Source organism: Rhodococcus sp. MS16, assembly GCF_013277795.1.
GTDB lineage: Bacteria > Actinomycetota > Actinomycetes > Mycobacteriales > Mycobacteriaceae > Rhodococcus_F > Rhodococcus_F globerula.
Genome location: NZ_VBTM01000005.1, coordinates 281,908 through 295,608 on the forward strand (window position 1 = coordinate 281,908; position 13,701 = coordinate 295,608).

The window sequence follows — 13,701 nt, forward strand, 5'->3', positions numbered from 1 at the left end:
GAGAAGCGAGCGATATGGGTGATGCCCCACCGCTTCACGCGGACGGGGCATCACCAGGTGTCGAATGTCTTAGGAGCCGAAGATGTTTCCAAGGTTGCCGAGCGAACCTGTTCCGCCTGTACCTGGCTCTCCGCCGTCGACGGGTGCTGCGATCTGAACGGAGACCTGATCGGCCGAAGCCGTCACTGTTCCGGCGCCCGAGTACTCGGCCGTTACGACGCGCTGGCCCTGAGTTGCCGGCGTCCACGAAATGCCGGCCTTGCCGGAAGAATCGACCGTTGCTGTGCCGATGACCGACTCACCGTCTTTGAAGGTGACTGTGCCACCGGCGTTTGCCGGGTTGATCTGAGCCGAAACGGTCTGCGCAACACCGACTTGACCCGCTCCGGCGCTGAGAACTGTTGTGGAATTTGTCGTTCCGACTGGTTGCTCGGCAACTGTCGTACTCGCTGTGGTGCTCGACCCGGTGACACCGGATCGGCCCGCGAACACAGCTTCAACCGTCTGCGCGCCCGCAACCGTCGGAACCCAGGCGTAAGTGGCTTCGCCATTGCCTGCGACCGGCACCGAAGCCAGAACCGTCGTACCGACCTTGAACGTCACCGTCCCACCCGTTCCCGGCGCAGACACCGTCGCCTTGAGGGTGGTCGACTTACCCACCTGAGCGCCCGAGATCGGCGCCAGCGCTGTAGTCGACGGAGAATCAGCCTGCGAGACGTTCACGTTCAGCGCCGCCGATGTCGACTCGACAGCTCGCGCGGTGCCGGCGAACTTCGCGGTAATCGAGTGATTCCCACGAGTGGTCGGTGTCCAGTCAAGTGTGGCAACACCATTGGCGAGCGCGCCGGCGCCGATCTTGGAACCTGCGTCGAAGAACTCCACCGAATCACCGTCGGCACCACCGGTCACCGTCGCGCTCAACGTCACCGGTTGACCCACCTGGGCACCGCTAACCGGCGACACGACCGTCGACGACACGTTCTTCCGAACATTGATCGACGGACCACGACCGCTTGTCGTGTCATTCACCCAAGCCGAACCGTCGAAATGCACTGTGCTCGCCAAATCATTACCGCGCTCACACCCTGCGCCGACCCGATACTGAAACTCGAACGACTTCGTATTGTTCTGATACAACGGCCAATCGGTGATGCTCGCGCTCACGCGCACCGAGTCAGTGCTCACCGGAGTCTCCGGCGCGTACGCCTTCCCGTTCACCTTCGCCGAACCCTCGACATACGTCATGCACGACGGATGAAAATCCCGAACCGCGTACAGATAATTGACCACAAAGTCGGTCCGCTTGAATACCGTGGTGGAGGTGATCACATCACCTTCGGACGGCGTCCCGTCACTGATTGTTCGAGTGATTTTGTAACCACTCGAATTGAATTCAGCCGTCACCGGAGCAGCCCCCGCAACCCCGACACCCGCAACCGCCACGAAACCCGCAGCAACAGCAAACACACTCAGACCACCGACAACACGGCGAACACCACTCACAGACATCCCTCTCGACGACGGAGCAGACAGGCGTCCAGTACAGGTGTCTAGGACAAGTGTCCATCTGCTTTGATGCCGTGACGTTATCCCTTTGCCTGTAACGCAACTACCCTTTTCGCCAAATTGGTGCATTTGGCACAAGGTCGGTTACCACTACAGGCTTGCGGTGAGTGCCAATTCCACGCGAACAGCCACGTCGACGGCGGCGTTCTCGCACGAGCGGTACAACTCATGGGCGTCGAGTCGACCGATCGCGACGCCGTCGGACACCACTTCGTTGAGCAGGTCCTGGGAAATGCCACCCGACGCAATGTCGAGGACAGTACGCACCGGCGTCGTAATTCGAATGGCTCCGAACTGCTCGCATTCCGATTCCGCGAGCAAGCATCGGTGCAGAGCAAGCTGACGAGTCGGCGCCGAAACGGGCACTCCGACGGACAAGTGCAGGAACCGTGGTTGTAAGTGGCCGAGACCGTGAAGTTCGGCAGCGCTGTAGTGCGAAACGGTTGCTCGGCCGGCAAACCACGTACACCATTTGGCAAACTCGTCCATCGCGGTGCGGCGTACCCGATCCAGTCGGAACAGCCCCGGACACTCCGAAATCCAGGTTCCGGATTCCAAGAGCCAGTCCCAGTCACTGCCGGAAAAACCCAGGGCGGCGGCCTGATCAGTCGCAACAAACCCACATTGGCGCAGTGCCAACAATTCGAGTGCTTCATAGTCTGGAGCCATGACCACCTCCGGTGACCGTCTGGAGCGCTTTTCCGCCAGGCTACGGCATTCTGTGTTTCAGATCACAGTATCGGATGGGCGCGTATTCACAGAGTTCGTTCAGAGTCGTCGGGAAGAATCCCTGAGATGACTGTCGCAGCAAACAACGCGCCCCCGCGCAACCGTGTGCTCATCATCCTGCTCGTCGTGATCGCTGTACTGGTCGCAGCGCTTGTCGGCGGAGAACTCTACGTTCGCAATCAAGTCAAAAGCTGCATGGCCGACCAGTTTCAGAGTGAACTCGGCTCGCAGGTAGACGTGGGCTTGAGCTGGAAGCCTGTCCTGCTTCAGGCCATCGACAAGAAGGTCCCGTACATCACCATCGACAGTGACGATTCGTCATTCGGGCCGGCAACGGGAATGCAGGTCCACGCAAAGGTCAACGACATCAATCTCCAACCGTCCGACGGAAACAGCGGAACCATCGGAAGCTCGAGCGCCGATGTCACCTGGTCCACTGCCGGAATCCTGGCCACCCTCCAGGAACAGACCTTCGGCGGACTTGTCACCGGTGTCACGGCTGATTCCGCCGCGGGAACTTTGGCCTTCGACGTCGGACCGGCAGGTCTCGCGAAGCTCACGGTCAAGCCGACTATCTCGAACGGAGTTGTCGACGTACAAACCGTCGGCGCCGAGATCCTGGGATTCGGACTTCCGACCGACCTGGTCGACGGCATCGTCCAGACTCTGACCGACAGCCTGCAGACCTACCCGTTGGACATGAAGCCCACCGAGCTCACCGTTACCGATGACGCGATCGAGATTTCACTCGAGGGCGGCGCCTACGCGATGCCCGTTGCCAATGCCTCGGCCCAGAATGCATCCGCAGTCCCTGACAGCTGCGGAATTCTCACCTGATCTCTACCTGTTATCGGACTTTTCCGACTGATTTCGAATAACTGTTCTATTCGAACAGGATTTCGATTACGGTTGGGGAATGTTCGATCCGGGGGTGGGAATTTTCGGTATCTCAGCACAGCTGAGTGGTACCGAAACCGATTGCGCCCTCGTCGATTTGATGGCCGAATTGCATTCATGTGAAGCGATGTTGGTCGAGCGGAAACTGGCGGTGGTGGCGGAGTTCTTCACCCGTCGTAGTGCCGAGCATGTCGAGGGCGGTACGTGGACGTCGTCGGCGCACGAGCTCGCCGAATCCGAGGTCGGCGCGGTCCTGACGATGGGACGGGCTGCTGCCGGGAAGCTCATCGGTTTGGGTTTTGCGTTGAAGACGCGGTTGCATCGCACACGGGCCGCGATGGCCCGCGGTGAACTCGACTTCTACCGGGTCGGGCTGATCGAGTCCGCGACCGCAAATGTCGGTGACGAGCTGATCGACGAAGTAGAACGCTTGCTGCTCGAGCAGGTTCTCGCTCCACTCGTGGACGGTGGGACGGGGTTGACGGGTCGGCGGTTGACGGCGGCGATCGACCGGATCGTGGCCCGAGTCGATCCGGAAGGTATGCGGGAACGACGCCGCCGCGCCCTCGCCGACAGGTTTGTCGGAGTCAGCGCCGCCGAAGACGGCATGGCTCGCATCCTGGGCAGTATCCCGGCCGAACAAGCCCGCGCCTTCGACGGCAGGTTGCGGGAATTGGCCATGTCGGTGTGCCGCCACGATTCCCGCACGTACGAACAGCGCCGAGCCGATGCCTTGGGCGCCCTGGTGAGCGGTTCGACGGTGTTGGTGTGTGACTGCGACCGCGGTGATTGCCCGCAGGATCGTAGCGGTGTTGTCATCATTCGCCGGCCACTCGTGCATGTGGTGATACACGATTCCGCACTGCACGCAGGATCGGATGAACCTGCGCATCTCGACGGGTTCGGGGTGATCAGCGCCGAACATGCCCGCGACATCGCAAAAGACGCCACGATAAAAGAAGTCCGCGTACCCGCAGATCCCGAACCGACATATGAGCCCGCGTCGGCATCGGTGTACCGCCCCGGCGCGGCACTCGACACCTGGCTGCGGGTCATCGCGGGAAGCTGCCAATGGCCGCACTGCGATGTCCCAGCCTGGAACTGCGACCTCGACCACAACGATCCGTTCAACCACGCGGACGCTGCACAGGGTGGCAAGACGGTTGCGTCGAATCTGAGTGCGTTCTGCCGCAACCATCACCGCCTCAAGCATTCCGGCAAGTGGCAACTCCACCCGAATCCGGATCGCAGCCTCACCTTGACCTCGCAGACCGGTCATTGCTACCGCACCAGGGCTGCCGGACTACTCACGGGGATGCAGGAACCACCGCCACCGGAAGGCGGCAAACCGCGACGAACTCGACTGGAGAACAAAGCCGCCCACATCCGAAGTGAACGCAAACATCGCCGCGTCAAGATTCAAAACCGGGCGGCGAAGAATGCGGAACGCAAACGGCGGCAAACCTTCCCGATCTCCACACCCCGAAAGCAGGTGCCCCACAAACCCGTCGACTACGGCAACGACCCGCCACCGTTTTGAATCAGGTCTGAATCACTTCCGATCGGGTAATCCAGTGCTACTCCCCCAGACCGTCGAGCACAGCACGGGTTCCCGAAAGCCCGAGGCGGGTGGCACCGGCAGCGATCATGTCGAGTGCTGCCTGCGTCGTGCGGATTCCACCGCTGGCTTTGACTCCCACCGACGGCCCGACGGTTTTGGCCATCAACGCAACAGCCTCGACGCTTGCCCCGCCGGCGGGATGGAAACCTGTGGAAGTTTTCACGAAGTTCGCGCCCGCATGTACTGCCGCGCGGCAGCATTCGACTATCGCTTCGTCGGGCAGTGCCGCAGTCTCGAGGATCACCTTCAGCACCGCGTGCTCGCCCATGGCTTCACGGACGGTGAGTACATCGGCAAGCACAGCGTTGTAGTCACCGGCGAGTGCTGCCCCGACATCGATGACCATGTCGATCTCGCGGGCACCTTGATCAACGGCAAGACGAGCCTCGGCACCCTTCACCAAGGAGTGATGCTTGCCGGACGGAAAGCCGACCACCGCGGCGGTGATCAGACCGTCGGCCCGGATCGGCAGCATCGACGGTGAGACGCACACAGCGAGAACGCCCAATTCCCGGGCCTCGTCGATCAACGCCGTGACGTCGGCGGCCGTGGCTTCGGGTTTGAGCAGGGTGTGGTCGACCATTGCGGCAACCTGTGAACGAGTGAGCGCAGCGTGGGCCATGAAAGAAAGCTTGGCATACGACCATGCGTCGAGCGGCACTGCGACACCTGAGAGACTAGGCGGTATGACCGCTGCACCCTCGACTGATGATCGACGCTACGTACTCTCCCTCGGCTGCCCGGACACGACGGGCATCGTCGCGCGCATTTCGTCTTTCCTCACCGATGTCGGTGGCTGGATCGTCGAAGCGGCGTATCACGCTGACGCGGACACCGGTTGGTTCTTCACTCGTCAGGCAGTGCGGGCATCGTCGGTGAGTATCAGCATCGAGGAACTGCGTGAGCGTTTCAAGGCCGTTGCCGCCGAGATCGGACCCGAAACCGAGTGGACGCTGCACGATTCGGGGGCTCCCAAGAAAATCGTCCTGCTGGTGAGCAAGGAAGGTCACTGCCTTCACGACCTCCTCGGACGCGCGGCCGGCGGCGAACTCCCAGCCGAAATCAGCGCCGTCATCGGAAACCACGAGGATTTGCGCAGCGTGACCGAGCGTCACGGGATCGACTTCCACCACGTTCCCTTTCCCAAGGACCCGGCCGAACGCGGACCGTCCTTCGAGAAGGTGAGCGCCCTGGTCGACGCCCATGACCCGGACGCGGTTGTCCTGGCTCGGTTCATGCAAGTTCTGCCGCAGTCACTGTGCGAGCACTGGGCGGGCCGCGCGATCAACATCCATCACAGCTTCTTGCCGTCGTTCATCGGGGCCCGCCCGTACCACCAGGCTTTTGCTCGGGGTGTGAAGCTGATCGGTGCGACGTGCCACTACGTCACCGCGGAACTTGATGCCGGCCCGATCATCGAGCAGGACGTGATCCGCGTCGACCATGCCGACGATGTTGCCGACATGGTCCGCCAGGGTCGCGATATCGAAAAGCTTGTTCTTTCTCGCGGTTTGCGGTGGCACCTCGAAGATCGGGTGTTGGTGCACGGCCGCAAGACTGTGGTGTTCAGCTAGCAGGGCGTTCAGCTAGAGATTGCGCAACCGCACGATCTCGCGGTCGAATTCGTCGATGCTCTCGATGGACGACATGTGACCGACACCGGGAATCACGATCAGCCGTTCGAGGTTGCCGGCTTCGTCGAGCACCTGCGCAAGTTTGCGTGCGTGGACGGGTGGCGTGAGTCGGTCGAGTGATCCGACGAGCACGGTGGTCGGCACTTCGAGATTGTCGAGTCCCTCGTGAATGTCGAGAGTGCTCAGTGCCGCTCCCCAACCGCCGCGGATGCGCGGCTTGCACTCTCGAACGATGTTCTCGCAGAACTGAACTTCGGCTTTGGTGGCGTTGGGCGACATCGAGACGTACTGGATCGCCTTGGTCATCGCGCCCGAGGACACGAATGGCACGGGCGAGCTAAGGATGGCGCGGCCGACCGGAACCGGCACCCGCGGGAAGCGTTCCGGCAGCGGAATCACGGTGGTTTCGGCAATCAGACGGTCACTTGCCGTGCTGGCCAGCATTACCGCCGACGCGTACTTCTTGACGTCGCCGGGGTGCTTTCCGGCCCACGCGATGATGCTCATGCCGCCCATGCTGTGTCCGACAATGACGGCTTTCTTGTCTTCACGGACGGTCGCTCCGAGCACTGCCGAGAGATCGTCGGCGAGTACGTCGGGCCCAAGCGGAAGGGTGCCGACAGTACTGCGTCCGTGTCCGCGCTGGTCGTACGTGATGACCCGGTACTCGCCGGCCAGCGCGTTGACCTGTGGGTACCAGAATTCGGTTGAGCAGGTCCAGCCGTGACTGAGAACAATGGGATCACCGTCGACGGGGCCGTATGCCCGGATGTTGATGATCGCGCCGTCTTCGGTGGTCAGTTCGCTGATGTCCGCTTTGAACGTCGGGGTCTTCAAGAGTGCGTTCGGTTCGACGTCGGCAACGAGAGTGAGCCCTCTGGTGGAGCTACGACGACGGATAGCGGCGACGGCTGCCGCAAACGCTCCGGCTCCGGCAACTCCGGCCAATACCCGGAGTGTGGTGGTTCGCGAACTGCTGGACATGCATGTACCCCTGACTGAATTCGAAAGAAAATCGATACGGATGATGGGTGTCAGATGATGTGCGCTCGGCGCAGCAACATCGTTGACCGGCCGCCGATCAGGCCGACCTCGGTAAGAAACTCGACGGTATTCGCGCATCCTCGACGCACCATGTCGTGGTAGTGGACATTGTTCTTCGCGGCGTGGATTGCCGCTTCGGCGTCGAGTCCGGCGGCTGCGTAAACGTTCTTGTTCACGAGGCTGGTGACCACGAAGTAAGCGGTGACGGCAAGGACGAACCGGACGCGGGCTTGCTGGAACCGGGTGATGTTGGCTGCTCGTCGGACGGTTTCCTCGCGGGCGAATCTGATGTGGCGGGCTTCTTCGACCACGTGGATTCTGCTGACGGTTCGGGTGAGCGGTTGCACTCGGGTGTCTCGCATGAATTCGCGTTGCATCATGTCGAGGATTTCTTCGGCGAAGAGTGTTCCGCCGTAGGCCAGGGATCCGGTGGCCGTGGCCTTGAACGGGCGCGCGGCGGTGCGGATCCAGGTCTTCGGGCGGTAGGACGGGACGCCGAATTTGGCTGCGGAGCGCGCAAACATCGTGGAGTGCCGGCATTCGTCGGCGATTTCGGTGAGCGCAAATTGCACGTGCGCCGTGGAAGGATCGTGGAAGTAGATGTCGCGGACGAGCATCTGCATGAGGATCATTTCGAACCAGATGCCGGTGCCGGCGATGCTGGCGGCCTCGTGGATGGTGAGCGTGATGCGTTGTTGATGCGTCATCTCGTCCCACATCGGCGTGCCGTAGAGGCTGCACCACTCGGGGCTCATCCCGTACAGGTCGCCGGGGACGGGAGCTTCCCAGTCGATTTCGATCAACGGGTCGTAGGACGTGCGGGCAGCCGAGGCAAGGAGCTTGGACGCTGTTTCCTGGCGGTCACCGGCACGCGTCAGTCGGGATGGGCGCCGATCGTTCGTCGATCGGCCATGCTCGACAGACATCGCAGTTCACTCCCCACGAGGACCGGCAATCTATGTGTGACTGCCGTTAACCCACAATAGCACCGCATAGTGCCACCCCGGTGGGGACGAACTGCGAAAAACGCGCTACCAGCGCGGACCGCGCTGGATGTCGTCCACGCGAGGCCGCACGTCAACGAGATAGACGCAGATTGCGACTACCGCGATGATGCCCAGCATTCCCACCGGAGACGTCACCAACAACACCAAAGCCGCGACGACAAGGATGCCAAGCCAGATCGGCTTGGTCAGCTTGTTGACTGCGGTGAACGCGTCGGGGCGCTGCCGCACGGCATGCACGATCGCGAAGACAGCACCTGCCAAGGCAAGCAACTTCAGTGCGAGAAAAATCAGGCCGATAATGCCATCCACAGCTACCACGTCTTACATCCTAGTTTCCGTAGTCCGACATCACGAACAGAAGGCTCCTGCACCCGAGAGCGCAGGAGCCTTCTCACTTGTCGAGCCGGCCGATCAAGCCTTCTTGGTCGGTGCAGCCTTCGTCGGTGCAGCGGCCTTGGCCGGAGCAGCCTTCACCGGTGCGGCAGCAGCCTTCGCGGGAGCAGCCTTCGCCGGCGCAGCCTTGGTCGGTGCAGCCTTGGCGGGTTCAGCCTTCTTGGCAGCGGCTGTTGCGCGCTCCTGGACGTCGGATGCGGCAGCGGTCACGCGAGCTGCAGCTTCCTTGGAAGCCTCGTCTGCCTGGTCGCCGAGGTCGAGGACCTTGAGCGCAGCTTCGTCGCCCACATCGGCGATCTTCTCGCCGGCGTCGGAGATCTTCTCGCCAACCTCTTCGGCGGTGTCGGAGATGCGCCCGGCAGCGCGGCCGGCCAGCTTGGCAGCCTGCTCGCCCACGGCGCGCGTCTGACGGGCAACGGTTCCGAGTGCGTCTTCGGTCAGCTCGACGGCGTCACCGAGAGCGGACTCCGCAGCGGCGATGCCCTCTTCGACGGCCGGCTGCTTGCGGATGCGCTCAACTGCATCTTCGCCGCGTTCTGCCAGCGAGTTGTACAGATCGCCTGCAACCTTGAGGTATGCCTCGGCGACCTTGCGGAGCTCGTCGGGTGCAAACTTCTCGCGCAGCTCGGCAAGCTCCTCGGGCAGCTCGGACGGCAGGCCGGCGAGACGCTCACGAAGAGCCTCAACGCTTTCCACGACGTCGCCCTGCACTGCGGCGAACTTTTCGCGTGCACCGTCGACGCGGCCGGTGACCTCGTCCTGGCTGGTCTCGGCGCGCTCACGAACCTGGGCAACAACGTCGGCAACGGCCTGGACGACGAGGTCGCCGGCGCCGACTGCGGCGTAGATCGAGGTCTTGACGTTGTCGATGGCGGTCTTATCGGTCATGTTGTTCTCCTTCTGGGAGGTCTGAGTCCGGAATTGTGGTGGGAGCTGCGCTCTGGGCTACTGCAGCGGGCCGCGTCGAATCGTTCTCCCGACAGAACGAGTCGTAGATCTCGAGCAGCACTTGTTTCTGTCGCTCGCTGATGGAGGTATCTGCGAGTACGGCGTCACGGATCGGACTATGTGGCCGTTGTTCGAGATATCCGGCCTGGACGTAGAGGACTTCCGAAGACACTCGGAGCCCTTTTGCTATTTGCGCGAGCACGTCGGCTGACGGTTTCCGTAGGCCTCGTTCGATCTGGCTGAGGTACGGATTGCTTACACCGGCGAGCTGTGCAAGTTGGCGCATCGAGACTTGTGCGGCTTCGCGCTGCGCACGAATGAATCCCCCGATGTCGTGTGCCGCAGAGCTGACGACGCGCGCTGCCAAGTCGCTGGCTCCGGCTGCGGCACCGGATGATTCACGTTCTCCTTCATCGGAGTTCGTCGACTTCGCAGACATTGCGTCTTCCCTTTCCTGTGGACATTTCCCAGAGTAGGAGAGGGTGCTAACTATTGCAAGCACTACTGCTAGCACTGGGGTGCACGTCACATTCGAGGGCCGATTACTAGCCGAAGATCAGCGTCGACACCGTGTAGATGAACAGACCGGCTATCGCGCCGACCACCGTGCCGTTGATGCGGATGAACTGAAGATCACGACCGACCTGAAGCTCGATCTTGCGACTTGCTTCTTCGGCGTCCCAGCGCTCGACGGTGTCGCTGATGACACCGGTGATCTCGTCGGTGTAGTTCTCCGCGATGTACGTCGTACCGGCGGCCAGCCACCCGTCGACCTTCCCTCGCATCGACTCGTCGTCGCGCAGGCGGATGCCCAATCCGACGACGTTCTCGGCAACCTTGGTCCGCAGGGTGCTGTTGGGATCGTCGACCGATTCCATGATCAGCCGCTTCGCGACCTTCCACGTCGCCGACGCGAGTCCGGTGACTTCCTCTCGCCCCATGATCTCGGCCTTGATGCCCTCGGCTTTTTTGATCGTCTCCGGATCGTTCTGCAGATCGTCCGCAAAATCGATCAGGAAGCGATTGGCCGCCAGCCGAACCTCGTGCTCGGGATTTGCCCGCACCTTCCACGTGAACTCGACCAGTTCCTTGTAGATCTTCTCGCCGAGCATCGCATCGACAAATTTCGGCGACCACGCGGGAGAGTCCCGGACGATCACCCGGTCGATGGTCTCCTGACTGCCGAGCGCCCACTGATGAGCGCGTTCGGCCAGCAGTTCGATGATCGGCAGTTGCTTGTTCTCCTTCAGAAGCTCACCGAGTACCCGGCCGATCGGCGGGCCCCACATCGGTTCTGCCAACCGCTTGACGATCGTGTGGTCGATGACCTGCGCGATGTCCTCGTCGCGCAGCACTTCTACCAGTCCCCGCAAGATCGTCGACGTCTCCGCGGCAACACGCGCAGCGTTGTCTCGCTCGGCCATCCACGTCCCGAGCCGCAGCGGGATCTGTGCCTGCTGCACCTTCGCGGACACAACGTCCGGGGCCAGGAAGTTCTGACCGACAAACGAACTCAAACTGGCCCCGAGCTGGTCTTTCTTGCGTTTGATGATCGCCGTGTGCGGAATCGGTATGCCCATCGGGTGACGGAACAGCGCCGTGACGGCAAACCAGTCCGCCAGCGCGCCGACCATTCCTGCCTCGGACGCAGCCCTCACGTACCCGACCCACTCGCCCGCGCCGCGTGATTCCTGCCATCGACAGAACAGATAGACGACCGTCGCGAAACCGAGGAGACCGGTCGCGAAGAACTTCATCTTGCGGAGGTCCCGACGCTTGGCGTCGTCGCCGAAAGTCGAGTCGAAAGCGTTAGGGCTCAATTGCTGCACCCTTGCCATTGTGCCGAAAGCTTGTCGCTGGTGCGTCGAAGCCGCAGGTGCGTGCCCACCGTAATTCCCCGGACACTAAGCTGAAACGGAATGAGACCGCTCGGACGTGGATCGCACCACAGATATGAGATACCCCGTGGCTAAGAACGCTGTGCAGGACAACGAGCAGGTAGACGGCCCAGTTGTCGCTGACACGAAGCCCGAGAAGTCCGACGGACGCAAACGACGCTGGCGCGAACACAAGATCGCCCGACGTGAAGAGCTTGTCGACGGCACCATCGCAGCGATCCGGGCGCGTGGCCGTGAAATCGGTATGGATGAGATCGCGTCCGAAATCGGCGTTTCCAAGACTGTTCTCTACCGCTACTTCACCGATAAGAGCGACCTGACGACGGCCACGATGATGCGGTACGTCGAGACAATTCTCGCGCCGCGCATCTATCAGGCCATCAGCGACGAACTCGACGATTTCGAACTGACACACGCAACGATCACCGCGTATGTCGAGACTGTTGCGTCGGACCCGGCGATCTACCTCTATGTCATGGCAAACGGAGCCGGCGCAAGTCGTGACGTCGTCGCCGAGTCGGAGCGAATGATCGCCGAACTCCTGTCCACGGTGCTGGGCAATCGTCTGCGCGAGATGGAAATGGATTCCGGCGGATCTCTGCCGTGGGCGTACGGCATCGTCGGCGGTATTCAGTTGGCGACGCACTGGTGGATCTCCAACAAGTCGATGTCCGCTGAATCCTTGATCGACTACTTGACGATGATGACGTGGGGCGGCATCACCGGTATCGCCGCCGTCAAGGGTTCGCCGGCCAAGTTCAAATCCATGCCGCATCCGCTGATCGCTCCCGAAAACGACTGAGCCTGAAGTTCCCACGGAGGCCACCTCGGCTGTGGCACAGTCTCCGGGTATGACAGACGACTCGCTGTGGGAAACACCGGCCGTGACGATTCTTCGATCGCAGCCTGGCTTCGATCTCGAAGGTCTCGACCGCAACAGCACTCCGGGATTCACCGGGAAGAAAGCTGACGGCGAGCGTCTCCTCGAAGAACGCGGCGCCGTGCTGTCTGGCTTGCAGGAAATGTTGTATGCCAACGGTCGCTCGGGTGACTCGCGGTCAGTCCTCCTCGTCCTGCAGGGAATGGACACCTCGGGCAAGGGCGGAATGGTCCGCCACGTCGTGGGGCACGTCGATCCACAGGGTGTCGACCACGCGTCCTTCGGTGTTCCGACAGACGAGGAAAAGCAGCATCACTACCTGTGGCGGATCAAGAAGCAACTCCCCCGCGGCGGTTATCTCGGGGTGTTCGACCGCTCCCACTACGAGGACGTTCTTGTGGTGCGAGTTCACGATCTGGTGCCGCCGGATGTCTGGGGAGCACGATACGACGAGATCAATCAGTTCGAGAAGGAACTGGTCGACGCCGGCACCACCATCGTCAAGGTCGCGATGTTCGTGTCGCTCGACGAGCAGAAGAAACGTCTGCAGGAGCGACTCGACCGGCCAGAGAAGTACTGGAAGTACAACCCGGGCGACGTGACCGAACGGAAACTGTGGCCCGCATATCAAGAGGCCTATCAGGCGATGCTCGACAAGACGTCCACCGAGCACGCCCCGTGGTACGTCGTGCCGTGTGATCGCAAGTGGTACAGCCGCATCGCCGTCACCGAACTGTTGATCGACGCATTCGAGAGCCTCGACCTGTCATGGCCGCCAGCCGATTTCGACGTCGAGATCGAGAAGGCTCGACTCGCCGAGTCCTGATGAAATTCAGAACAGCCTGATGGAGAGTCAGAACAAGTGGGGCGTTTCCCGATGCACCTTGTGATCGTGCCGAACGGTTCCGCTGTACAGCGCGATCATGAGGCCTATGGACACCGCTGCCGCCAACCCGGAAACCAGCGCCCAGCCGGCGTTGCCTGATCCGGCTGCGAAGAGGAATCCGCCCAGACAGACCACAGTGACTAGAACCAGGAAGTACGACGCCCAGGCCGCAAAGAGATTGAGCTTCATGTTGGCTCC

General features: G+C 61.7%; 15 protein-coding genes. 5 read left to right on the forward strand and 10 right to left on the reverse strand.

Annotation, left to right across the window (positions count from 1 at the left end; translation table 11 throughout):
• Positions 1 to 69: 69 nt before the first annotated feature.
• Positions 70 to 1,509 carry an Ig-like domain-containing protein gene (locus FEZ60_RS14145; protein ID WP_092802191.1) on the reverse strand — a complete coding sequence of 480 codons (1,440 nt, stop codon included), beginning with the start codon at positions 1,507 to 1,509 and terminating at the stop codon, positions 70 to 72.
• Between the two features lie 147 nt (positions 1,510 to 1,656).
• Positions 1,657 to 2,235: a hypothetical protein gene (locus FEZ60_RS14150; RefSeq protein WP_092803323.1), complete on the reverse strand. Its 579-nt coding sequence runs from the start codon at positions 2,233 to 2,235 to the stop codon at positions 1,657 to 1,659.
• 126 nt (positions 2,236 to 2,361) lie between these two features.
• On the opposite strand from FEZ60_RS14150, the gene FEZ60_RS14155 reads away from it, so the two are divergent.
• Entirely contained in the window at positions 2,362 to 3,132 is a 771-nt protein-coding gene (locus FEZ60_RS14155) for a DUF2993 domain-containing protein (protein ID WP_033235524.1), read from the forward strand.
• 79 nt (positions 3,133 to 3,211) lie between these two features.
• Positions 3,212 to 4,732: an HNH endonuclease signature motif containing protein gene (locus tag FEZ60_RS14160; protein ID WP_172936331.1), complete on the forward strand. Its 1,521-nt coding sequence runs from the start codon at positions 3,212 to 3,214 to the stop codon at positions 4,730 to 4,732.
• Positions 4,733 to 4,769: 37 nt separating this feature from the next.
• On the opposite strand, the gene deoC is transcribed toward FEZ60_RS14160, so the two are convergent.
• Positions 4,770 to 5,435 carry a deoxyribose-phosphate aldolase gene (gene deoC / locus FEZ60_RS14165; protein WP_033235526.1) on the reverse strand — a complete coding sequence of 222 codons (666 nt, stop codon included), beginning with the start codon at positions 5,433 to 5,435 and terminating at the stop codon, positions 4,770 to 4,772.
• A 64-nt stretch (positions 5,436 to 5,499) separates the two neighbouring features.
• Between deoC and purU the strand changes: the two genes are divergently transcribed.
• Positions 5,500 to 6,387 carry a formyltetrahydrofolate deformylase gene (purU, locus tag FEZ60_RS14170; protein WP_172936332.1) on the forward strand — a complete coding sequence of 296 codons (888 nt, stop codon included), beginning with the start codon at positions 5,500 to 5,502 and terminating at the stop codon, positions 6,385 to 6,387.
• Positions 6,388 to 6,399: 12 nt separating this feature from the next.
• Here the strand turns inward: purU and FEZ60_RS14175 are convergent, their stop codons facing one another.
• The 6 genes from FEZ60_RS14175 to FEZ60_RS14200 all read right to left on the reverse strand — a co-directional run bounded on the left by FEZ60_RS14175 (position 6,400) and on the right by FEZ60_RS14200 (position 11,668).
• Positions 6,400 to 7,431 (reverse strand): alpha/beta hydrolase, encoded by a 1,032-nt coding sequence (locus FEZ60_RS14175; RefSeq protein ID WP_033235528.1) that lies wholly within the window; start codon positions 7,429 to 7,431, stop codon positions 6,400 to 6,402.
• 50 nt (positions 7,432 to 7,481) lie between these two features.
• Positions 7,482 to 8,417, reverse strand: a complete 936-nt coding sequence (locus tag FEZ60_RS14180; RefSeq protein ID WP_172936333.1) for a diiron oxygenase — start codon at positions 8,415 to 8,417, stop codon at positions 7,482 to 7,484.
• 105 nt (positions 8,418 to 8,522) lie between these two features.
• Positions 8,523 to 8,816, reverse strand: coding sequence for a DUF2516 family protein (locus FEZ60_RS14185; protein WP_033235530.1), 294 nt, complete (start codon positions 8,814 to 8,816; stop codon positions 8,523 to 8,525).
• Positions 8,817 to 8,909: 93 nt separating this feature from the next.
• Positions 8,910 to 9,779: a heparin-binding hemagglutinin gene (locus FEZ60_RS14190; RefSeq protein WP_172936334.1), complete on the reverse strand. Its 870-nt coding sequence runs from the start codon at positions 9,777 to 9,779 to the stop codon at positions 8,910 to 8,912.
• Positions 9,769 to 10,278, reverse strand: a complete 510-nt coding sequence (locus FEZ60_RS14195; protein ID WP_033235532.1) for a helix-turn-helix transcriptional regulator — start codon at positions 10,276 to 10,278, stop codon at positions 9,769 to 9,771. Before FEZ60_RS14195 ends, FEZ60_RS14190 begins: the two co-directional genes overlap by 11 nt.
• 106 nt (positions 10,279 to 10,384) lie before the next feature.
• Positions 10,385 to 11,668, reverse strand: coding sequence for a DUF445 family protein (locus FEZ60_RS14200; RefSeq protein ID WP_033235788.1), 1,284 nt, complete (start codon positions 11,666 to 11,668; stop codon positions 10,385 to 10,387).
• Between the two features lie 136 nt (positions 11,669 to 11,804).
• Between FEZ60_RS14200 and FEZ60_RS14205 the strand changes: the two genes are divergently transcribed.
• Together FEZ60_RS14205 and FEZ60_RS14210 are read left to right on the forward strand one after the other, a co-directional pair.
• Positions 11,805 to 12,539, forward strand: coding sequence for a TetR/AcrR family transcriptional regulator (locus tag FEZ60_RS14205; RefSeq protein ID WP_033235533.1), 735 nt, complete (start codon positions 11,805 to 11,807; stop codon positions 12,537 to 12,539).
• Positions 12,540 to 12,588: 49 nt separating this feature from the next.
• The gene (locus FEZ60_RS14210) at positions 12,589 to 13,443 is read left to right on the forward strand and encodes a polyphosphate kinase 2 family protein (protein ID WP_033235534.1); all 855 of its coding nucleotides are present in this window, start codon (positions 12,589 to 12,591) and stop codon (positions 13,441 to 13,443) included.
• A gap of 27 nt (positions 13,444 to 13,470) precedes the next feature.
• On the opposite strand, the gene FEZ60_RS14215 is transcribed toward FEZ60_RS14210, so the two are convergent.
• A complete protein-coding gene (locus tag FEZ60_RS14215) occupies positions 13,471 to 13,692 on the reverse strand; it encodes a hypothetical protein (RefSeq protein ID WP_033235535.1) in 222 nt (73 codons plus the stop codon).
• Between the last annotated feature and the right edge of the window lie 9 nt (positions 13,693 to 13,701).